This is a genomic window from Bacteroides sp. AM32-11AC, from assembly GCF_003603515.1.
GTDB classification, from domain to species: Bacteria; Bacteroidota; Bacteroidia; order Bacteroidales; family Bacteroidaceae; genus Bacteroides; species Bacteroides uniformis.
Genome location: NZ_QTNH01000011.1, coordinates 107,514 through 128,476, shown reverse-complemented (window position 1 = coordinate 128,476; position 20,963 = coordinate 107,514). Strand labels below are relative to the sequence as shown.

Here is a 20,963-nt window from a genome sequence, read left to right as displayed (position 1 = left end):
TATGGTCCACTTTATACGGCTGATTACACTTTTTATTATCGTGTAGTAATGTTTTTGGCTACTGTATCAACATTGGCATAAACTCCGACTTGGGCTGTAGTAACCAAAGCTTGTCAAGAAAAAGATTATAAATGGTTATGTAAACTTTTTTGGGTTATCAAATTGTCTGCTTTGGGGCCTATGATTCTAAAATTTGCCTTGATTCCATGTATACAATTCATTATGAATATTTGGTTGGGTAAAGGGTAGATTAATGTGGAGATACCTGTAGCATTTTCATTCGCTGTTTTTGCTAGTACATTTATTTATTCAGGAATGCTTTCAACAATGGTTTGTGGCTTAGGACGAATGAAGTTACAATTATATTCCTATGGGATTGCAGTTGCCGTGAAATTTGTAGTAGTCGGACTCCTTTATGAAACTTTCGGTTGGCAGATGGTAGTTTGGATTAATGCAATAGTATTAGGCTTGTATTGCATTGTTCAACAAATTGATTTGGATAGGTACTTTTCCCACATGAAACAAACAACGGTTTCTTAAAAAAACTATATATTATGTCAGTATTTAAAGATAAAGTGTTGCTGATTACGGGTGGCACCGGATCGTTTGGAAATGCTGTGTTGCGACGTTTCCTCAATAGCGATATAAAAGAAATTCGCATTTTTAGCCGAGATGAGAAGAAACAGGATGATATGCGTCACCATTTGCAAAATCCAAAGGTGAAGTTCTATATCGGCAATGTGCGTGATAAGTTATCGGTCGATATAGCAATGGGCGGTGTGGATTATGTTTTTTCGGCTGCTGCACTCAAGCAGGTACCGTCGTGTGAATTTTTCCCTTTGGAGGCAACAAGGACGAATGTCATCGGAACGGAAAACGTTCTATGTTCAGCCATTGAGCATGGTGTGAAAAGCGTAGTGGTATTGTCAACTGACAAGGCTGCGTACCCGATTAACGCTATGGGTATCTCTAAGGCTTTGATGGAGAAAGTTGCTATTGCCAAGGGGCGCGAACTGGGCGAGGATGCAAAGACCACAATATGCTGCACACGCTACGGCAACGTGATGGCATCACGAGGATCGGTAATTCCGCTATGGGTGGAGCAGATGATGGAGGGTAAGCCCATTACTATCACTGACCCAGAAATGACTCGTTTTATGATGACTTTAGATGATGCTGTTGATCTTGTGATTTATGCATTTACCCACGGTAAAAATGGAGACTTGTTTGTACAAAAGGCTCCGGCAGCTACGCTCGATGTACTTGCTGAAGCACTTAAGCAGACCTACGCTAAAATTGACCCTAAATATGGTGAGACAGAGGTAAAGGTAATTGGAACACGTCATGGTGAGAAGTTGTATGAAACGCTCGTTACTCGTGAGGAAATGGCGAGGGCCATCGATATGGGTGATTACTACCGTATTCCTTGCGATACTCGTGATCTCAACTATGATAAGTTCTTTACTGAAGGTAATGAGAAAGTTTCTAAGATTGAAGACTATCATAGTCATAATACAGTACGTTTGGATATTGAGGGTATGAAGGAGCAATTGATGCGTTTACGTTTTGTTCAAGCAGATTTGGGTATGATTGAGACAGATACCAAACGAGAAATTCGTAGTGAATAATGATTATTACTAAGAAACTGTTTGATGATTTGTCGTATGAAGCAGTAAAATCATCTATACTGAGAGTAAATTACGATCTGCGTAATTCCGATTGTGTTCAATCGCGACGCATGCTTAATGCTTTAGAACCTGGGACACAACTTCCAATACATCGTCATCTTAAAACTTCTAAAATATGTTTGATACTTCGTGGTGCTGCGGAAGAGATATTTTATGATGATAGCGGAAAAGAAAAAGAGCGTTTTTTGCTTAAATCTAATTCTGATTGTGTGGGAATCCAAATTTCAGCTGGAGTTTGGCATCGAATAGAGGTTCTTGAATCAGGAACTGTGATTTTTGAGGCCAAGGATGGTACATACGAACCTATTTCTACTGAAAACATAATATATGAAAATATTGGTAACAGGTGCTAAAGGATTTGTTGGTAAGAACCTTTGTGCGCAACTAAATAATATTAAAACGGGAAAAGCGCGGAATTATGCTGTAAAAATTGATGAAGTATTTGAATATGACATTGATTCTACACACGAGGAACTTGAACGGTATTGTCGCGAAGTTGACTTTGTGTTTAATTTGGCTGGTGTCAATCGTCCCAAGGATGAGAAAGAGTTTATGGAGGGTAATTTCGGTTTTGCTTCTACTCTGCTTGATACTTTAAAGAAATATGGCAACACCTGCCCCGTAATGCTTTCTAGTTCTATTCAAGCAACGTTGATTGGTCGGTATGCTCAAAGTGATTATGGCAGAAGCAAGTTAGCAGGCGAGAAACTTTTTTTTGCGTATGGAGCACAACACAAAGCCAAGGTACTCGTTTATCGTTTTCCAAATCTGTTTGGTAAATGGTGTTGTCCCAATTATAATTCTGCTGTTGCTACTTTTTGTCATAATATAGCAAATGATTTACCTATTCAAGTGAATGATCCATTGATGCAATTAGAGTTGCTGTATATTGATGATCTTGTTGAAGAGATGATTGCTGCACTTGGTGGTCAGGAGCATCACTGTGAATTTGATGGAGGAGAAACTGTACTAGACGAGAAGGGGCGTTATTGTGCCGTTCCGGTACGTTATAAGGTTACATTAGGTGAAATTGTCGAGATGCTTAATCGCTTCAAAGAGATGCCCAAAACTTTGGAAATACCGAATCTTACTCCGAATGGATTTGAGAAGAAATTGTATTCTACCTATTTAAGCTATTTGCCTAAAGAAAAAATGATATATGATTTGAAGATGAATGTAGATGATCGTGGTTCATTTACCGAAATTATTCGCACGGGTTCAGCAGGTCAGATGTCGGTTAACATTTCAAAACCGGGAGTTACCAAAGGTCAACATTGGCATCATACTAAAAATGAGAAATTTGTGGTGGTCAAGGGACGTGGTTTGATTCAACTTCGTAAAGAAGGCTCAGAAGAAATTCTGAAATTTGAAGTTTCTAGCGATAAAATTCAAGTAGTAGAAATGATTCCCGGTTATACTCATAACATTGTTAACCTTTCAGAAACTGATGAACTTGTCACACTAATGTGGTGTAATGAGGTTTTTGATTCTAATCATCCCGATACATATTTTGATCCCGTATAAAATGAAAATAGATTATAGTGACATTCAGTTTACAGATAATGGTAAACTCAAACTTCTTATTATTGTAGGTACACGTCCAGAGATTATTCGTCTTGCGGCTACTATTAATAAGTGTCGTAAATATTTCGATGTTATCCTTGCTCATACAGGGCAGAACTACGATTACAACCTTAATGGGGTGTTTTTTAAAGATCTCAAACTTGCCGATCCAGAGGTATATATGGACGCGGTGGGCGATGATCTTGGATCAACAGTAGGTAATATTATTAGTTGCTCTTACAAGCTAATGGTCGAAATCAAACCTGATGCTTTGCTCATTTTGGGGGATACTAACTCTTGCCTCTCGGCTATTCCAGCTAAACGTCTTCATGTTCCTATTTTCCACATGGAAGCTGGTAATCGCTGTAAAGATGAATGTTTGCCCGAAGAAACTAATCGTCGTATTGTCGATATCATTTCTGACGTGAACATCTGTTATTCCGAACATGCTCGGCGTTATCTTGCTGACTGTGGCTTGCCTAAAGAACGTACTTATGTTAGTGGTTCACCTATGGCAGAGGTACTTCATGAAAATTTGGTTGAGATTGAAACTAGTGATATTCATCAACGCTTGGGACTTGAGAGGGGTAAATACATTCTGTTGTCTGCACATCGCGAAGAGAATATTGATACTGAGAAGAACTTTCTTTCTTTGTTTAATGCCATTAATGCCATTGCCAAGAAATACGATATGCCTATTCTTTATAGCTGTCATCCTCGCAGTCGTAAACGTCTTGAAGAAACTGGTTTTTCACTTGATTCGCGCGTGATTCGACACGACCCTCTCGGTTTTCACGACTACAATTGTCTCCAGATGAATGCTGCTGTTGTTATCTCAGATTCAGGTACGCTTCCCGAGGAATCTAGTTTTTTTACATCAATAGGACATCCATTTCCTGCCGTATGTATTCGTACTTCTACAGAGCGTCCAGAATCACTTGACAATGCGGGGTTCATTCTTGCTGGTATTGACGAAAAGAGTCTTCTGCAGGCTGTTGATATTGCACTTTCTATGGATACAAATGGTGATTATGGTACTCCTGTTGATGTATATGTAGGCGAAAATGTAAGTAATATAATCGTAAAACTCATCCAATCTTATACGGGTGTGATAGATAAAATGGTTTGGAGAAAGTAGATATTGTTTACTTGTTGGGTAAATAATTTTAGTAAAGATATGATTGCTTATGAAAATCATACAAATTAATATTTTTTTTGTAAGCAGTCAAAAAATGGCTATTGATTGAAGGTTCTATCTTCGCTGCCAACCAAATTTGTAGAATAATGTATAGCAGTGAAGAACTTGAAAGATTTTACTTTCAGTACCAGACGGATGCTTTGCCTCATGGAGAATCTCTCCAATCTTTTTGTGTTAAGCACAAGGTTCCTTATAACATCTTTCAGAAATGGTTCAAGGATACTCGCAGAAAAGTAGTTGAAATCCGGATTGCTGGCTGCGTAACTGGCTTGAGAAGGGCAAGAAATACCTGGACGGGTTGGTCTGTGTATTGAAGTCCATTGCCCTGGAAAATGACTCGATAGTGAACTGCGATGAGACCTGGTGCAAGGTGCGCAAATATGACCACTATAAGAAGTGCTATATTGGGGTGCTGGTCAACAAGGCTCAGAAAACAGCCATTTTCTTCTATGCGAATGGCTCTCGCGGTCATGAGTTACTTATAGACTTCTTGGGTGATGCGGAATTGAAGAGTATCATGTCTGACGGATACACTGCCTATGTATTTATCGGCGATGAGTTGAAGTCAGCCCAGTTTAAGGATACCGTGCATCAAGTTTGTATGTCCCATGCAAAAAACAAGTTCGTCAAGGCAGGTAATCAAGGTGGTGAACCGGTAGCCGGACGTTTTTCAACCCTTCTAAAGAGATTCTTTTCGAAAGAACATATTTATGATGATGCCGGGCTTACTCCGGAAGAAAGTTTGCGGGAAAGGCAAAGTTTGGAAACGAAGGAACTCCTGATAGAATTGCGCAGCCTGTTGGACAGTGAACTGTCAAAGGATCCAGCATTTAGAAGCCGGTATTACACAGAAGCTCTTAATTATCTGAACCGGTTCTGGAAAGAGATATTCGCTTACTTGGATGACGGTGAACTGCCGATAGACAATAATCTTGCTGAGCGAACTATTCGAAAGCTGACTACTCAACGTAACAATTCACTTCATTATGGCAGTGATGCCGGTGCTGAGATGGCTGCAACTTATCACAGTGTAATAGGAACGGTAAAGCTTCATGGCAGTTCTATCTGGAACTTCATCGGAACTTTTTTCAAAAACATCTTTAACGGGTGCAGAGATTATGTTAATATGGTTCCTGACAAAATCACTTTGGCTACCAGCCAATGTTAAATTCAAAACTAATTAATTAACAAAATTCGGTTTAGGGCACTGAAAAGTGCCCTAACAAAGGGGGATGCCCTAAATTGAGTGCTTACAAATTGAGTGCTTACCCAAGTTCTCTTTATAAAGAACGCTAAACTGGTGAATACGATAAAATACTTTAATTATGAAGAATCAGAGTGATAAACTATATAGGAGTAATAATCTGTATTGAACCTTATTCTTTTTGCAGGGAAGGGCCTCCTGTTAATTCAAAACAAGAAGATGTTTATAAAAAATAAATTCATATCCGACCATGTGACCAAGCGGTCACAGTCGATGTTCCTCAACGATATTGAGGCAAATAGAGAGAAGCTCACGGCCGAGATTCAGGGTAAGAGCGTGTGTGTGATAGGCGGAGCCGGTTCCATTGGTAGTAGCTTTATCAGAGCCGTGCTGCCCTTCAAGCCATCGAAGCTCATAGTGATAGACCTGAATGAAAACGGACTGGCAGAGCTCACAAGAGACCTGCGCAGCACCTACGGAATGTATGTCCCGGAGGAATTCCGTCTCTATACATTGAACTTTGCAGATCCTATTTTTGAAAGGATATTCCGCGAGGAGAAAGGCTTCGACATCGTAGCCAATTTCTCAGCTCATAAGCATGTTCGCAGTGAAAAAGATAAATATAGCGTTCAGGCTCTGATAGAGAATAACGATATTAAGGCCAAGAAGCTGATGGACTTGCTTAGCATTTATCCTCCCAAGCATTTCTTCTGTGTATCGACAGACAAGGCTGCAAACCCTGTAAATATCATGGGAGCCAGCAAGCGTATCATGGAGGATTTGGTCATGGCTTATAGCCAGAAATTCCCCGTAACCACAGCAAGATTTGCAAATGTAGCTTTCAGTAATGGCAGCCTTCCTGACGGATGGCAGCATAGGATGGAAAGTAAGCAGCCGTTGCCTGCCCCAAATGATGTGAAACGTTACTTTGTAAGTCCCGAGGAAAGTGGTCAGATTTGTATGTTGGCTTGTATTCTCGGCAATTCAAGAGAAGTATTCTTCCCGAAATTGGGCGAGAAGCAGATGCTCACCTTTTCTGCCATCTGCGACGACTACGTTAAGGCTCATGGATTAGCCAAGAAGGAATTCTCCAAGGATGAGGATGCCAAGAAGTATGCTTCAGAAATGCCCTACGACAGCAAGGATTACCCTGTCGTTTATTTTAAGTCAGATACTACTGGCGAGAAGGCCTACGAAGAATTCTTTATCCCCGGTGAGAAACTGGATATGGATAGATTCAGTGCATTGGGCGTGATAGAGGAATCCAAGCGCCGCCCCATGGCCGAAGTTGATGCCTGGTTTGACAAGGTAGAGAAGATTTTCCATGAGCCAACCTTCACCAAGGAAGAAATAGTAGCTGCCATCAAGGAGTTCATCCCCAACTTCGAACATGAAGAGAAAGGTAAGAACCTTGATCAAAAAATGTAACATTACAGATTGATCAGATTAAACGGATTATTGAATCTGAGGAATCTGATCAATCTGTAGCGAAAAGAAAGATAGATTATGACCAACAGAGAAAAATACAAGTTCGACGATTTTACCTTCACGAACTATAGGAAACTTATTCAACTGGCGAAGGCGCAGGGCTTTGAGTTTATCCTGCACAAGGATGATTTCAAGGCTGAACGCAAGGATATCATTTGGCGGCACGATGTGGAGTTTGAGCCGGATCTGGCTCTAAAGATGGCGCAGATAGAGCATGAGGAAGGCGTACAGGCCACCTATTTCTTCCAGCTCCACAGCGGCTACTACAACCTCTTCGACCAGCACTACACCAAGGTGTTCCACGACATCGAAGCACTGGGCCATCACTGCGGCCTTCACTTCGACTGCCGCTACTGGGGCATCACCGACGAGGTGCAGCTCAATGGCTTCATCATGCTTGACCGCGAGTATCTGGAAAAGACGCTGGGAGTAGAGCTTGACACCTTCTCGTTCCACAACACTACGCCCTTCACACAGAGCTGCCTGGAATATCGCTACGGTGGCCTCATAAACGTTTATTCCTCCTATTTCAAGGAGCATTATAACTATTGCGGAGACTCCCTTGGCTACTGGCGTTTCGACCGTCTGGAGGAAGTGCTGCAAGACCCGGAGGTACAGCACCTGCAGGTGCTCACCCACGATGCCAATTGGGCAGATGAACCCCTTTCGCCCCGCAAGCGTTTCAGCAAGGCTATGCGTAACCATGCCGAGCGGCTCATTGCAGGTCAGGTGAACGGGCTCCATTCAAAGGGCATGCTCTGTCCCGATGACGACGAGGACTGATGAAGAAGTGGCGCACCTTATCCAGTGAGTACCTTTCTCGGGAATCTTTCCTCACTGTCCGTAAAGACCGTGTCCTTACCGACCTTGGCATTGATATCCCCGACTTCTATGTGGTGGAATATCCCACGTGGGTGAATGTCATCGCCATCACGGAAGAAGGCCACATTATCATCGAGCAGCAGTATCGCCACGGCATAGACCAGATATGTTCCGAAATCCCCGCCGGCTGCTGCGAAGAGGGTGAACAGCCCCTGGATGCCGCAAAGCGTGAACTGAAGGAAGAGACCGGCTATGTTGGCGGCGAATGGACGGAATATGATGTTTATGCTCCCAACCCTAACACGATGAACAACCTCTGCCATACTTTCCTCGCCGAAGGAGTGAAGAAACTGTCAGAGCCGGACCAGGAGCCCACAGAATCTATTGCAGTTCATCTGAAGACCAAGGATGAAGTCAGGCAGATGCTTCAAGACCATCAAATTATTGAGGGCATCATGGCCGCCCCGCTTTGGCGCTACTTCTCAGAAAATGATTAACTCCACGAATAACGCTAATAACACGAATATAAACAACCACAGATTTCACAGATTAAGAAATTAATTCGTGTCCATTCGTGCAATTCGTGGTGATTAAATAAAAACACAAATCTTAGCAAATCGGAGCAAATTATTAATGAGCAATTTGTTTAGATTAGTTTCATTTTGTGTTTGTTAAATCTGTGTAATCCGTGTCATCTGTGGTTCAAAAAGAAATCTGTTTAATCCGTTCAATCTGTAGAGAAAAAAATATCTGGGTTATCTGTGGCGATTAGAGCCATTCGAGTTATTCGCGTTATTAGTGGCGCAAGAGCAAACAATTATTAAATTTATAAGAAAATGGCATATCAAATTCCATTATTTAATCTCAATTTCGATGAGCGTGAGGCTCAGGCTGCGTATGATACCATCAAATCCGGCTGGATCAGCACGGGGCCAAAGAATGAACAGTTGGAGAAGATGTTCGTGGACATGTTCCACGTTAACTATGCGGTGAGCATGAGCAACTGCACGGATGCGCTGCACCTGTGCTGTCTGGTGTGCGGCATTGGCCCCGGCGACGAGGTCATTGTGCCGAGCCTTACCTTTGCGGCAAGTGCCAACTGCGTGCGTTATGCCGGCGGCACTCCTGTGTTTGCCGACATCGTTGGCCCGGAGCATATAAATATCGACCCGGAGGACATCCGTCGTAAGATTACTCCCAAGACCAAGGCTATCGTGGTGGTTCACATGGCTGGATTCCCTGCGCGTATGGACGAAATCATGGCCATCGCGAAGGAGCATAACCTCAAGGTGATTGAGGATGCCTGCCATGGGCCTCTGAGCGAGTATAAGGGCAAGAAGCTCGGCACCATAGGTGACTGCGCAGCTTTCTCGTTTTTCAGCAACAAGAACATCTCCACCGGCGAGGGCGGCATGTTCATCAGTAACAACGAGGAGATGGCCAAGAAGGCTCGTCTGCTCCGTTCACATGGCATGACCACCATGAGCTATCAGCGTGCCAGCGGTCATGCCACAGCCTACGACATCGTGGCGCTGGGCTACAACTTTCGTCTGGACGACATCCGTGCCAGCATTGCCATTGAGCAGCTCAAGAAGCTCCCCGGTGACCTGGAGGTACGTGCCAAAGTGCGCCAGCGTTATGTGGAGCTCCTTTCCAAGGTGAAGGACATGGTGGTTCCCTTCGCCGACTGCAACGAGTTCACCAGCAACTATATCTTCCCCACGGTGCTCCTGAACAGAACCCGTGAGCAGCGCGATGCCATCCGCGACTACCTGCACGAGCAAGGCATCCAGACCAGTATCCACTATCCCACCATCCACCGCTTCTCGGTGTATAAGGAGTGGGGCGCACAGCTTCCGCAGACCGAGTACGTCAGCGACCACGAGATTACTCTTCCGATGTATGCCGCCCTCACCATGGAGCAGGTGGAGTTCATCTGCAAGACATACGCGGATGCGTTGGACACAATAAAGTAACGCTACAGATTTAACAGATTAAACAGATTTCAATTCTTATAAAAGCTGTTTCAGAAATGGACGATGACAACAAAGAGCAGTGTATCAATTATATGTATGCTGCAAAGAAGTTAGTTGGATTATTGGTAAACTTCCGTTGCTCGTCAATTCAAAAAGAACGCTTCGTAAACTTTGATCTCTTGAACAAAGAAATCTGATAAATCTGTTCAGCCTGTAGAGAAAAATGCTACAGAACACCCGGATGAAAACAAATCTGTTGAATCTGTCTAAATCTGTAGAGAAAAGGTAAGATGAAGAAGAGTATTTTAGTCTTTGGATTGGGATTCTTGCAGAAATCGCTCATTGAGCAGTGCAAGAGTCTTGGTCTGTATGTTGTCGGGATGGATATCACTGATGACGCTTTGTTGCGAGATGAGGTGGATGCCTTCGAGGTTGTCGCTGGAGATGACTTTGAGGGCTCACTCGCCGTGGCAAAGAAATATGCTGTCAGCGGAGTCGTGTGCGCAGCTACCGACAAGCCACTAGTCATGATGGCACGTGTGGCCGAGGCGTTGCTGCTGCCTTTCTACAGCGTTGACACCGCCAAGTGGAGTACCGACAAGCTCCTGATGAAGCAGCGGTTTGAGCTGGGTGGAGTGCCCCATGCCAAGGGCAGGCTTGTGGGTTGCATTGAGGAGTTCGAGAGTGAGGGCTGGAATTATCCCGTGATAGTCAAGCCTCGCGACAACTCAGGCAGCCGTGGCGTTATCTATTGCGAGAACGAAGCTCAAGTGTGTGAGGCCATGACCGAGGCCATGCAGTACACCAAAAAGGGCAATGTCCTTGTAGAGGAGTTCATCGATGGTCCTGAGTACAGCATCGAGAGCCTTCACTACCATGACGAGACTCATGTGCTGCAGTTCACCCAGAAGCAGACCACCACGTTCCCTTACAATGTGGAGCTTGGCCATATCCAGCCTGCCGACTTCACCGAGGAGCAGCGCAGCGAGATACGCACCATCATCGGCAAGATTGCCCGGTGCTTGAACTTCGACGGCTGTGGTTCCCACACCGAGCTCAAGGTCAGCAGCCGTGGCATCGTGGTCATTGAGACCAGTCCTCGTCTTGGCGGCGACTTCATCACCTCCACCCTTGTGCCCCTTTCCACCGGCATCAACATGGAGCGACTCCTTGCTCGTATGAGTGTGGGAGAGGCCATAGCCGATGAAGAGTTCCTGCCGAAGTTCCAGAAGAGTTCCGGCGTGGTGTTCTTCGAACTCCCCGAGGGCAGGATAGAGAGTATCGGCGACATCGACCGTCTTGGCCAGATTCCAGGCTGCAAAGCATGGGAGTTCGACAAGCACGTCGGCGACGAGGTGAACAGGATTACCAGCAGTCTCAACCGCTATGGCTATGCCATCTTCCAGACAGAAGGGAGAGAGCAGACGATAGAGAGCATGGAAGAGGCAAGGAATATAGTACGTAAGTTAGTGAAAGTTGATATATTAAATAATTTAACGTGAGGGGCCTTAATTAAGAGAACTTTAGATAGGCACTCTTATACCTCAGAGGTCATTGTTGCAATGGCTGCTTAATGGAGGAGTGCTTTATGAAAAGGGGATTAATATTAGGAGGAAATTTTCTCCAGTTGTCTGCTATACGCAGGGCGAAAGAATTAGGCTATTATGTGATATGCGCTAACTCTTTTGCCGATTGCATGGGTCGTGATTATTGTGATGAGTTTCATCAGATAGATACTACCAGTGCCGATGAGATAATGAAAGTTGTAGTATGCAGCAAAGCTGATGGCTTACTCTCGTATGCTTCAGACGTTGCGGCACTTCCTGCCGCTATTGTCTGTGAGAAGCTGAATCTGCCAACAAATCTATCACAAAGTGTTGAGATATTGACTAAGAAACACCTGTTTTGTTCTTTTCTCAGAAAAATAGGATTACCTTCACCTAATTCTCAGTCATTTACTAGAAAGGATAAAGACCAGGCATTTGGCTATATGCATCAAATTGGCTTTCCTGTGATGATAAAGCCTGTAGATGCTGTGGGGTAGTAAAGGAGTAACGAAAGTTTCATGTGATGAAGAGTTCAATAAGGCATTTGAGGATGTTGAGGATGCAACACGTTACTCTCAGACTAATACATGCATTATAGAGAACTTTATTCAGAGAAGAGGCTTCCAAATTGATGGCGATGGTTTTATCTCTGATGGTAAAATTGCCTTCTTTGGGGTGATGGATCAGCATCATAATATGGAACGTAATCCCTATGCTCCTATTGGCTTGAGTTATCCATCTATTCAGGAAGAGAAATATCGTAAAGATGCTCAGTCGCAAATACAGCTGATATTTGACAAACTGGGAATGCTTTTTGGTGGTTTTAACTTTGAATATATCATCGGGGAAGACGACAGAGTTCATATTTTGGAGGTAGGCCCAAGAAATGGAGGCAATTTGATTCCTGACACTGTGCAATATGCCTGTGGAGTAGATATGATATCTGCTTCTATCTGTGCTTGTGTTGGTGATGAATATAAAAAATTCCTCAAGCCGACTCATGAAGGAGTAGCTTCTTCATACGTCATTCATTCTATGACAAGCGGAACTTTCTCAGGAATAAGGTATCATGATGGTATAGAAAAACAGGTAGTTTATAAAGCTATCTTTAAACGAGAAGGAGAACAAGTGAACTCATTCCATGTTGGACTTGATTGTTTAGGAGGAATGGTAATTAGATTTGATAATGTGTCCCAGATGAATGATGAGATGAGTCGCATTTGGGATTTAATAGAAATACAAACATGTTAAGAATTGTTCTGATAGGTTCCGGCTATTTTGCTGAACGAATATTAGACATAATAAGCACTTTAAATGATTGTAAATGCTTATGTATCAACGCTCAAGAAAATCAATGGGGGAGGCAAAAACAGCCCTCATAGGCTCTGGTGATTTTGCTGAGCAAGTAGCAGACCTTGGCCGAGAATCGGAGATAGAAGTGGTCGGAATGTTCGACGGCAACAGACCGAAAGGTTCTCTTGTAGCAGGCATTCCTGTGCTTGGCAATGACGATGACGTTGAGCCGATGTTCAAGGATGGAGTGTTCGATGCGATATTCATCTGCATTGGATATGCACGCTTCGACTTGAAACAGAAGCTCTATGAACGTTTCGTGGGTAAAGTGCCTATGGCAACAATCATCCATCCTACAGCAGTCATCAACCCTTCTGCCCGTATAGGTCAGAATGTATTGATTTCCGAATGTGCCATCATCAGCAAGGACTGCATCATCGAGGACAATGTTTCCATTATGCCTGCCGCATTGCTGAGTCATGAGGCGCATATAGGCAAACACTGCTTCATAGCAGGTAGAACGGCCATGGCCGGGAAAGTAACCATTGGAGAAAGAAGTTTCATAGGATTGAACAGCAGTATCCGTGACCATGTTACCATTGGTCATGATGCCACGGTAGGCATGGGAAGTGTCGTCACAAAAGACGTTGCCGACTTTGACACCGTGTTTGGCAATCCTGCAAAATCAAGAAATAAAACTCGTAATGATATGAATAATAATATGTTAAATAATTTAACATTGGGGGGGGGTAAATTCCTAACTGTTAATGCTTTATGCTGCCTATCGTTCTGCGCAGAAAGGAGGGCAGCATGAAAAAGAGAATAATTGTATTGGCTTCTGGCGGTGGGGGAACGATGAAGTTCCTGCATAGATACTCACAGATAGCAGATGCTCCTTATGAAATCAAAAGTATAATAGCTGATAGAGATTGTGGAGCAGTGGACTATGGAAATGCAAACGGTATGATGACAAAAGTTATTAAACCATGGCGTAGCCGTATTCCAGAAGTAGTTGAGGATATTCGTAGTATTAACCCCGACATTGTAATAACCAATATCTCGAAGATTTTACCTGAGGAGGTTTTCACATGTTGCAAGGCTACTTTCATTAACCTTCATTATTCTCTCCTCCCATCTTTCGGGGGGGTGATAGGTTTCAAAACTGTTGAGATGGCGAAGGAGAAACAAAGTAGAATAATCGGAGCTACTTGTCATTTGGTTACAGCAGAACTGGATGGTGGCCCTATCCTTGCGCAAGGAGCAATGCCTGTTGACTGGTCAGAAGAAATTGAATCAATAGAGAAAAACGTATTCAGAATAGCATGTAAGAGTATTCTTGTGGCAATTATGAATCTATGTGATATCAAGAATAGTATGGCTTCTTCTGATGGATTTATGTATTCTCCTTCATTAAATTTTGATGATAAATTATTAAATGAGAGCTTTTGGGCAAGTACTCTTTAGAATTATTTGTAAGTGGTAATAATGCTAAGCAATTTATATATGAATTTAAATAAAATACAAGACAGAACGATTCTTCCGTCGGCGTCTCTTTTGGCGGCGATGACGCAGATGGACAAGGCGCATGTGAAGAATCTCTTCGTGATGGACGGGGAGAGGTTCCTGAGCCTGCTGACAATCGGGGACATCCAGCGTGCCATCATCAAGGGCTATCCCATCACCGACCCCGTGCAGGGCATCTTCAATCCCAACAAGATATATGCCTCGGTCGGTGAATCGCAGGAGAGCATCAAGGGCAAGATGCAGCGTCTCCGTGCGGAGTGCATGCCCGTGGTGGGCGAGGACGGAAGCCTCGTGGACGTGGTGTTCTGGAAGGACATCACCGAGAAGGAGCAGGAGCCAGCACGCGAGAAGATAGATCTCCCCGTGGTCATCATGGCGGGAGGTCTGGGAACACGTCTGCGCCCCATTACCAACGTCATCCCCAAGCCCCTCGTGCCCATAGGCGAGAAGACCATCCTCGAGGAGATTATGGACCAGTTCATGGGCATAGGCTGCCGCAAGTTCTACCTCTCGGTGAACTACAAGTACGACCTCATCAAGTACTACATCGACAACCTGCCCGACCACTACGACATCTCCTACTTCAAGGAAGACAAGCCCCTGGGCACCATCGGCAGCGTGAGCCTCCTCAAGGGTAGCATCGACACTCCCTTCTTCGTGAGCAACTGCGACATCGTCATCGACCAGGACTACCGCGACGTGTACGACTACCACCGTAGCAATCACAACGACATCACCATCGTCACCGCCGTGAAGAGCATCCGCATCCCCTACGGCGTGATAGAGACAGGTGAGGACGGCCTCATGACTGCCCTGAGGGAGAAACCCGAGCAGACGTATATGATCAATACCGGCGTGTATATCCTGAACCCCGACCTCATCGACGAGATCCCTTTCGGCGAGAAGTACCACATCACCGACCTCATGGAGAAAGTCCATGGCCGCGGTGGCCGAGTGGGTTGCTTCCCAGTGAGCGAGAACAGCTGGAAGGACTTGGGGGAGTGGCCGGAATATTTGAAGATGATAAAAGTGTGGTAAGAGATATGGAAAAGAAAACACCAATAGTAGTTCCTGTCCTCGTGATAGGATTCAACCGCCCTGACATACTGAGGCAATGCATTGCGAAGCTACGCGAGTCAAAGCCTCAGAATATGTACTTTGCTTGTGATGGCGCAAGAGCCGACAAGGAGGGCGAAGATGCAGTAATAAGGGAAGTCCGCTCCGTTATGGAGAACGATATAGACTGGCCTTGCGAGAAGCATTACCGCTACAACGAAAGAAATAAAGGCTGTGAAGTCACAGAGAGTGAGGCAATCAGCTGGGTTCTCAGTGAGAATGAATATATCATTGTCGTTGAGGATGATATCATTGCTCCCTATTCGTTCCTGAAGTTCGCTCAGGAAATGCTCTATCTCTACAAAGATGCTGAGAATGTTTATATGATTAGTAGCAACAATCAGACGCCTATGCCGCTCCCTAACAATGAGGATTATTGTTTCTCTAATTATGGTCATATATGGGGGTGGGCTACTTGGCGCAGAGCATGGAATCATTTCAATCTGTATGTCAATGATTTTGATAATACTGTAGCTCGTCTGAATGAAAGGACAGACTTGACAAAACTTGAAAAGAAAAGCCTATGTAGACTATGTAACTATTTGAAACATAATGTTTTAATGGGAGGGGTACATGGGATTACGTTTGGAGTTACATCAAGTCGCGTGATGGTGGCTTGAGTATTGTTCCTCGTGTGCATCTTTCCTCAAATGTTGGCGTGGTAGGTCTTCATGCCAAAGGTCAAAGCAAGTCACATTACAGAAAGTATGATGAGGAATTTGTTGCCAAGGTACATCCAAAGGAAATAAAGAGAAATTTAAAATACGACGAATATCATTACAGGAAACATATAAAAAGTCCAAACATCTTTGTCCGGCAGATACTGCGGGTGCGAAACTTTGTAAAGGGGTATTTCTTGCAGAGTTAGACTGCTGATTTGATATTTGCTGGATTGAGATTCAAAAATAAAATTCTCAAAATGAATTCAGCAAATATCGAAAAAAAAATCCCCAGTTGGGCGACTCGCAAAGAATTAACAACCCCCGTCCTCTATATGGTCTTCAATAGACCGGAAATCACGCAGGAATCATTTAATGCCATACGAGAGGCAAAACCAAAGAAACTCTACGTGGCAGTGGATGCTCCGAGGGTAAACAGAAAAGATGATGAAGAAAATCAGGCAAAAGTTATTCAGATAGTGAAGAACGTGGATTGGGATTGCAATGTAAAGTATCTCATCCATGAGAAGAACTTAGGGTGTTCACGGGCTGGAATAGCCGCTTGGAATTGGTTGTTTTCGCAAGAAGACAGAATGATTTTCGTTGAGGACGATGGTGTTCCTTCCGTTTCGTTCTTTTACTATTGCCAGGAACTGTTAGAGGATTATAAGGATAATGACAAGATAGCTTATATCGGTGGTGTCAATTACGGCATGAAGCGTGGCGAAGCCTCGTACTTCTTTACCCGTCAATGTGCCGCTACATACGCCATGGGAACATGGAAAAGGGTATATGACCTTTACGAGTACGATATGGCTTCCTATCCTAAGTATCGGAATAAGAAATCATTTAAGGAAGCTTTTTCCAACAAAAAGTCGTACTACGGGCATCTTCTGATGTTTGACAGTTATGTAGATAGTCTTAAGAAAGGAATTCAGCAGAACACATACGATGTTCAAATGCTGTATCTGGTACACAAGTACGATAAATACAGCATTTATCCTAACACCAATATGGTCTCGAACATCGGCCTTGCAGGAGGTGCAAACAACAATGTTGATGTTAATTCCGCTTTTTATAAGGCATATCACAACAGACCACGATTTGAGTTGATAGAGCTGAAACATCCTGCAGAGATCTCAATAAATAAGGAATTTGATGCAGAGATGGCAGAGTATAGGCAATCCTTTCTTGGTCGAAGCCGATGGCAAAATAGTTACATATGCTTTGTGCATTATGTAAATGCTTACTTTCATGGGTTGTATAAGTTCATAAGAACGATAAAAAGAAAGTTTTGAAAAAATAATCAATTAATTGATATAAAATGAAGATAGTTAAAGTATGTTTAATAGAGATATTAGCTCTCATAAAAGACCAACTTATTTCTATTGATGGTATTAACGATGATGTTTATATTGACAACTTGGCTGATACCAGACATGTAACTCTTACTACTTTGGATTGGGTAAACCCATCAAAGGAAAATAAGCAAGAAATAGCAGAGAATTCTAGCGCAAGGGTGGTATTAGTTGATAGTGATGTCGAATATAGTGACATTATGTTCAAAGCTTCTAAAGTATTAATTCATGTGCAAAATCCTAAGATAGCATTAGCTCAAATAGGAAATCACTTCTTTTCTAAGCGTCCGAAAGCGGGTATTCATCCTACAGCTATAATAAGTACTTCTGCAAAAATTGGAAAGAATGTTTGTATAGGGCCTTATTGTATTGTAGAAAACTCTGTAATTGGGGATGATAGCATTATAGAAGCTAATGTTCACATTTATGATGATGTTGAAATTGGAAGAGGTTGTGTTATAAAGTCAGGGGCTGTTATTGGTGGTGAGGGTTTTGGATTTGAACGAGATAAAAATGGAAACCGTTTTCGCTTCCCTCAGATAGGAGATGTAAAGATTGGTAATTATGTGGAAGTAGGTGCTAACACTTGCATTGATCGTGGTGCCCTGTCAACTACCATGATAGGTGATTATACAAAAATAAACAATTTATGCCATATTGCTCATAATAATGTGATAGGCAAGAATGTTATTATTGCTGCTGAAGTTAATGTCTCTGGCGGAAATATTATAGAGGATGATGTTTGGGTCGCGCCAAGCTCTTCCCTCCGTGGTTATTTAAAAATAGGCGAGGGTGCCACTGTCGGAATGGGAGCTATAGCAGTGAAAAATATTCCTGCTAATGAAGTTTGGGTGGGCAATCCTGCTAGAAAATTAGAAAAGCATTAGATTATAACAGGATTTAATATGCTTTTTGTTTAATTTGATGAATCAATATATCAAAAGGTTTAGGGCTTATATTCAGAATGCATCTTGGTATATGGGCGCATCTCTGTTCGTAGCATTTATCGGAATTGTTCTTAACCCTTTGTATGCATCAAACCTATCCCATGCTGATTATGCTATAATTGGATACTATTCATCGTTTAATCTTTTTCTCTATCCTATATTACACTTTTGCTTATTTTCATATTATAGCAGACAGTATTATTTTACTCCAGAGGAGAAAAGAGAAAGATTGGGCGATACGGTTCTTTTAGCTTCTATGTTGTTGGGGCTCGGGTCATTAATTCTTTTTACATGTTTTTTTTATGTGTTCCATCAAGTATCTCATGTTGAATTTGATTTTTACCCCTATGCTGTTTTAACGTTTGTAGAAGTTTACGTTTTGAATATTAGTACATTCTATAAGACAAAACTTAAGATACGAAGAAAAGCAAGACCGTTTGCAGTTTTTTCTATCGTAGCATGTCTTATCACTACGATATTAACATTATTGCTGGTGGTTTATTATAAATATGGAGCTGTAGGAAAGTTATGGGCTGCATTGATAGCTTCGAGCATAGTGGCTGTTTATTCGATAGCTCATTCATTAAACAAATGGGAGATAGACAGGCAGATTCTGAAAAAAGGTTTGAAATTTACATGGCCATTAGTCCTCGGTTCTTTTCTATGGTATTTCATTTCCGGTATTGATAAATCATTTCTGGAAAAAATACACGATGTGCATACCTACGGTTTGTATTGTGTGGGATTGTCCATTGCTTCATACATGAGCATCTTCTTTAACACAATTAGTAGCACTTTTCTTCCTGACCTTTATCAGTCGATTGCAGAGAAAAGACATAAGAAGCTATTCGGTATATGTTTTATGATTGTTGGTAGTACAGCGATTTTTAATTTTCTTTTTATAATTTTTGCTCCTTTGTTGATAGATTTGCTCACAGCAGGTAGATATGCCGATGCATATCCATTTGCTAGGATCTTTGCAGTTTATAACATCCTTTTTGCTGTATTCTCTATTATTGAGAATATTGTAATAGGTTATGGATTTACAAAGCAAACTCTTTATGTTAAGGTATTGGGTGCTGGTCTCGCAGTTGGTATATATTACTTAATGATTAAATTTTGGTCATTCTCTGGCGGAGCCTGGGGGCAGTGTGTTGTGATGATATCGCTTTCATTTTTATTGATGTTATCGTTCTTTTATAAAATTAGAGCATCAAGAAATATTAATTTGTAGCGTTTTAAGTCATGAATTGCTACTGTAATAATTGTTACGATAATGGAGAAAATAAAGTTGGCATTTATATGTAAATTCTCAAATGCAGAAATTAGGAGGCATCAAACAATTAAAGATTTCCGTTTTGAGAATTTTTTGCTTGCCCTTCTTAAAAAAGAAAAGAAAAAAGTTATAGACTATGGACCATGGATTCCTCTTTTCTTAAAGGCATTTGAGAATGATAATAACATTGAAGTTCATGTTATAGCTCCATATTCTTATCAAAAAAAGAAGTTATGTGAATTTAGACTTAGAAATATTTATTATCACTGTGTTGGCTATAATCAAAGTTCTTTACTTCATTATTCTAAGTTGCTCTTATCATCGTATAGAAAAGATATGTATGAACATGTGAGAAATAATATTATAAACGTGGTTAATAAGATTAACCCTAATTTTATATGTTTGAGTGGCGCTGAGAATATGGAATATTCTCCTGTCGTGTTGCAGTTTGATAACATTCCGGTATTAGTTTTAATGCAAACATTTTTAAATAGTTCTCTACGTAAGAATGTTAATTTTGCAGGAGGAGAGTTTCGAAAATCCTATGAAAGAACCGTAATTGCGAGGGCTGATTATATTTGCTATGCGGAACATGAATCAGAATTGGTTAAAGCTATCAATAATAAGAATCCACTACTTAAAATTAGTTTTCCTACTCAAGAGCCTGTTTTGAGGAAAGTGGATGTTCTTTATGATTTCGTTTTTTTCTCAGTTCGATTGACTCAAAAAAAAGGTATAGAAGATGCTATAGTAGGTTTGGCTAGTGTTTCTCAAAAATATCCAAATGTTAAAATGTGCGTTATTGGAGGATATGATAAAAAATACAAGGATACTCTTGATGATTTGATCAGAAACAGTCATCTTGAAAATAATATAATATTCTTAGGACTTCAAGAAAGTTCCTATGATGTTTATAATTTGGTCTCTTCTTCTGCTATAGCAGTCTTACCTGGTCTAACATCTGTAAATTCAACAGTAAGAGAATCTCTTTTTCTTAAAAGACCAGTGGTTACTTATAAATTGTCTTCAGATTATGAATTATTCTCAGAAAATGGAAAATATGTTCGTTATGCGGATTTAGGTGATAGAGATCGACTAGGAAAAGAAATGCTTTATTGCTATGAAAACCCTATGGAAATGGAGAAGCAAGTAAAACGCGCTTATGAATACGCTCAAAAGAATCTATCTTCTTCACCAAGGTCTCAACATTTGTTGAGCGTAGTCAAAGCTTCCTTCAGTAATTATTATTATGGTACAAAAATACCTTCTAATCTTATAGTATAAATTAGGATGAAAATATGAAA

Annotated in this window: 21 protein-coding genes and 1 pseudogene; all 22 read left to right on the top strand. The window is 41.9% G+C overall.

Going from position 1 to position 20,963, the window contains the following annotated elements; genetic code table 11:
* Positions 1–255: 255 nt before the first annotated feature.
* The 22 genes and pseudogenes from DW800_RS13385 to DW800_RS13275 all read left to right on the top strand — a co-directional run bounded on the left by DW800_RS13385 (position 256) and on the right by DW800_RS13275 (position 20,943).
* A complete protein-coding gene (locus DW800_RS13385; protein ID WP_117958675.1) occupies positions 256–540 on the top strand; it encodes a hypothetical protein in 285 nt (94 codons plus the stop codon).
* 14 nt (positions 541–554) lie between these two features.
* Positions 555–1,628 (top strand): polysaccharide biosynthesis protein, encoded by a 1,074-nt coding sequence (locus DW800_RS13380; protein ID WP_057281247.1) that lies wholly within the window; start codon positions 555–557, stop codon positions 1,626–1,628.
* On the top strand, positions 1,628–2,041 hold the full coding sequence (locus tag DW800_RS13375) for a WbuC family cupin fold metalloprotein (RefSeq protein ID WP_119958129.1): 414 nt from the start codon (positions 1,628–1,630) through the stop codon (positions 2,039–2,041). The genes DW800_RS13380 and DW800_RS13375 overlap by 1 nt, the downstream gene beginning before the upstream one ends.
* Complete coding sequence (locus tag DW800_RS13370; RefSeq protein ID WP_057281245.1) at positions 2,016–3,212, top strand: capsular polysaccharide biosynthesis protein CapF; 1,197 nt, start codon at positions 2,016–2,018, stop codon at positions 3,210–3,212. The genes DW800_RS13375 and DW800_RS13370 overlap by 26 nt, the downstream gene beginning before the upstream one ends.
* Before the next feature lies 1 nt (position 3,213).
* Positions 3,214–4,389 carry a UDP-N-acetyl glucosamine 2-epimerase gene (locus DW800_RS13365; protein ID WP_057281244.1) on the top strand — a complete coding sequence of 392 codons (1,176 nt, stop codon included), beginning with the start codon at positions 3,214–3,216 and terminating at the stop codon, positions 4,387–4,389.
* A gap of 316 nt (positions 4,390–4,705) precedes the next feature.
* Positions 4,706–5,617 (top strand): annotated as a pseudogene (locus DW800_RS13355) (IS66 family transposase); the annotation flags it as partial.
* Between the two features lie 255 nt (positions 5,618–5,872).
* On the top strand, positions 5,873–7,081 hold the full coding sequence (locus DW800_RS13350) for a polysaccharide biosynthesis protein (RefSeq protein ID WP_057281307.1): 1,209 nt from the start codon (positions 5,873–5,875) through the stop codon (positions 7,079–7,081).
* Positions 7,082–7,159: 78 nt separating this feature from the next.
* Positions 7,160–7,924: a hypothetical protein gene (locus DW800_RS13345; protein ID WP_057281243.1), complete on the top strand. Its 765-nt coding sequence runs from the start codon at positions 7,160–7,162 to the stop codon at positions 7,922–7,924.
* Positions 7,924–8,460, top strand: a complete 537-nt coding sequence (locus tag DW800_RS13340) for an NUDIX hydrolase (protein ID WP_057281242.1) — start codon at positions 7,924–7,926, stop codon at positions 8,458–8,460. Before DW800_RS13345 ends, DW800_RS13340 begins: the two co-directional genes overlap by 1 nt.
* Positions 8,461–8,799: 339 nt before the next feature.
* On the top strand, positions 8,800–9,939 hold the full coding sequence (locus DW800_RS13335; RefSeq protein ID WP_057281241.1) for a DegT/DnrJ/EryC1/StrS family aminotransferase: 1,140 nt from the start codon (positions 8,800–8,802) through the stop codon (positions 9,937–9,939).
* Between the two features lie 17 nt (positions 9,940–9,956).
* Positions 9,957–10,136: a GxxExxY protein gene (locus tag DW800_RS20135; protein ID WP_366245213.1), complete on the top strand. Its 180-nt coding sequence runs from the start codon at positions 9,957–9,959 to the stop codon at positions 10,134–10,136.
* A gap of 204 nt (positions 10,137–10,340) precedes the next feature.
* The gene (locus DW800_RS13325; protein ID WP_165859901.1) at positions 10,341–11,441 is read left to right on the top strand and encodes an ATP-grasp domain-containing protein; all 1,101 of its coding nucleotides are present in this window, start codon (positions 10,341–10,343) and stop codon (positions 11,439–11,441) included.
* Between the two features lie 86 nt (positions 11,442–11,527).
* A complete protein-coding gene (locus tag DW800_RS13320; protein WP_133303836.1) occupies positions 11,528–11,983 on the top strand; it encodes a hypothetical protein in 456 nt (151 codons plus the stop codon).
* Positions 11,970–12,737, top strand: coding sequence for an acetyl-CoA carboxylase biotin carboxylase subunit family protein (locus DW800_RS13315; protein WP_057281238.1), 768 nt, complete (start codon positions 11,970–11,972; stop codon positions 12,735–12,737). Before DW800_RS13320 ends, DW800_RS13315 begins: the two co-directional genes overlap by 14 nt.
* A 103-nt stretch (positions 12,738–12,840) precedes the next feature.
* Positions 12,841–13,593: a NeuD/PglB/VioB family sugar acetyltransferase gene (locus DW800_RS13310; protein ID WP_192916924.1), complete on the top strand. Its 753-nt coding sequence runs from the start codon at positions 12,841–12,843 to the stop codon at positions 13,591–13,593.
* Positions 13,590–14,243 (top strand): formyltransferase family protein, encoded by a 654-nt coding sequence (locus tag DW800_RS13305; RefSeq protein ID WP_057281236.1) that lies wholly within the window; start codon positions 13,590–13,592, stop codon positions 14,241–14,243. The genes DW800_RS13310 and DW800_RS13305 overlap by 4 nt, the downstream gene beginning before the upstream one ends.
* Before the next feature lie 39 nt (positions 14,244–14,282).
* The gene (locus DW800_RS13300) at positions 14,283–15,341 is read left to right on the top strand and encodes a nucleotidyltransferase family protein (RefSeq protein ID WP_057281235.1); all 1,059 of its coding nucleotides are present in this window, start codon (positions 14,283–14,285) and stop codon (positions 15,339–15,341) included.
* A 5-nt stretch (positions 15,342–15,346) separates the two neighbouring features.
* Positions 15,347–16,039: a hypothetical protein gene (locus DW800_RS13295; RefSeq protein ID WP_057281234.1), complete on the top strand. Its 693-nt coding sequence runs from the start codon at positions 15,347–15,349 to the stop codon at positions 16,037–16,039.
* A gap of 299 nt (positions 16,040–16,338) precedes the next feature.
* Positions 16,339–17,376, top strand: a complete 1,038-nt coding sequence (locus DW800_RS13290) for a hypothetical protein (protein ID WP_120046644.1) — start codon at positions 16,339–16,341, stop codon at positions 17,374–17,376.
* A 26-nt stretch (positions 17,377–17,402) separates the two neighbouring features.
* Positions 17,403–18,323 carry a UDP-3-O-(3-hydroxymyristoyl)glucosamine N-acyltransferase gene (locus DW800_RS13285; RefSeq protein WP_057281232.1) on the top strand — a complete coding sequence of 307 codons (921 nt, stop codon included), beginning with the start codon at positions 17,403–17,405 and terminating at the stop codon, positions 18,321–18,323.
* A gap of 37 nt (positions 18,324–18,360) precedes the next feature.
* Positions 18,361–19,617, top strand: coding sequence for a lipopolysaccharide biosynthesis protein (locus tag DW800_RS13280; RefSeq protein WP_133303835.1), 1,257 nt, complete (start codon positions 18,361–18,363; stop codon positions 19,615–19,617).
* Positions 19,618–19,659: 42 nt separating this feature from the next.
* The gene (locus DW800_RS13275) at positions 19,660–20,943 is read left to right on the top strand and encodes a glycosyltransferase (protein ID WP_057281230.1); all 1,284 of its coding nucleotides are present in this window, start codon (positions 19,660–19,662) and stop codon (positions 20,941–20,943) included.
* Positions 20,944–20,963: the final 20 nt, after the last annotated feature.

Coding starts and splice junctions, on each gene's coding strand:
- DW800_RS13380 (WP_057281247.1), top strand. CDS start 555: ATGTCAGTATTTAAAGATAAAGTGTTGCTGATTACGGGTGGCACCGGA.
- DW800_RS13375 (WP_119958129.1), top strand. CDS start 1,628: ATGATTATTACTAAGAAACTGTTTGATGATTTGTCGTATGAAGCAGTA.
- DW800_RS13370 (WP_057281245.1), top strand. CDS start 2,016: ATGAAAATATTGGTAACAGGTGCTAAAGGATTTGTTGGTAAGAACCTT.
- DW800_RS13365 (WP_057281244.1), top strand. CDS start 3,214: ATGAAAATAGATTATAGTGACATTCAGTTTACAGATAATGGTAAACTC.
- DW800_RS13350 (WP_057281307.1), top strand. CDS start 5,873: ATGTTTATAAAAAATAAATTCATATCCGACCATGTGACCAAGCGGTCA.
- DW800_RS13345 (WP_057281243.1), top strand. CDS start 7,160: ATGACCAACAGAGAAAAATACAAGTTCGACGATTTTACCTTCACGAAC.
- DW800_RS13340 (WP_057281242.1), top strand. CDS start 7,924: ATGAAGAAGTGGCGCACCTTATCCAGTGAGTACCTTTCTCGGGAATCT.
- DW800_RS13335 (WP_057281241.1), top strand. CDS start 8,800: ATGGCATATCAAATTCCATTATTTAATCTCAATTTCGATGAGCGTGAG.
- DW800_RS13320 (WP_133303836.1), top strand. CDS start 11,528: ATGAAAAGGGGATTAATATTAGGAGGAAATTTTCTCCAGTTGTCTGCT.
- DW800_RS13315 (WP_057281238.1), top strand. CDS start 11,970: ATGCTGTGGGGTAGTAAAGGAGTAACGAAAGTTTCATGTGATGAAGAG.
- DW800_RS13310 (WP_192916924.1), top strand. CDS start 12,841: ATGGGGGAGGCAAAAACAGCCCTCATAGGCTCTGGTGATTTTGCTGAG.
- DW800_RS13305 (WP_057281236.1), top strand. CDS start 13,590: ATGAAAAAGAGAATAATTGTATTGGCTTCTGGCGGTGGGGGAACGATG.
- DW800_RS13300 (WP_057281235.1), top strand. CDS start 14,283: ATGAATTTAAATAAAATACAAGACAGAACGATTCTTCCGTCGGCGTCT.
- DW800_RS13295 (WP_057281234.1), top strand. CDS start 15,347: ATGGAAAAGAAAACACCAATAGTAGTTCCTGTCCTCGTGATAGGATTC.
- DW800_RS13290 (WP_120046644.1), top strand. CDS start 16,339: ATGAATTCAGCAAATATCGAAAAAAAAATCCCCAGTTGGGCGACTCGC.
- DW800_RS13285 (WP_057281232.1), top strand. CDS start 17,403: ATGAAGATAGTTAAAGTATGTTTAATAGAGATATTAGCTCTCATAAAA.
- DW800_RS13280 (WP_133303835.1), top strand. CDS start 18,361: ATGAATCAATATATCAAAAGGTTTAGGGCTTATATTCAGAATGCATCT.
- DW800_RS13275 (WP_057281230.1), top strand. CDS start 19,660: ATGGAGAAAATAAAGTTGGCATTTATATGTAAATTCTCAAATGCAGAA.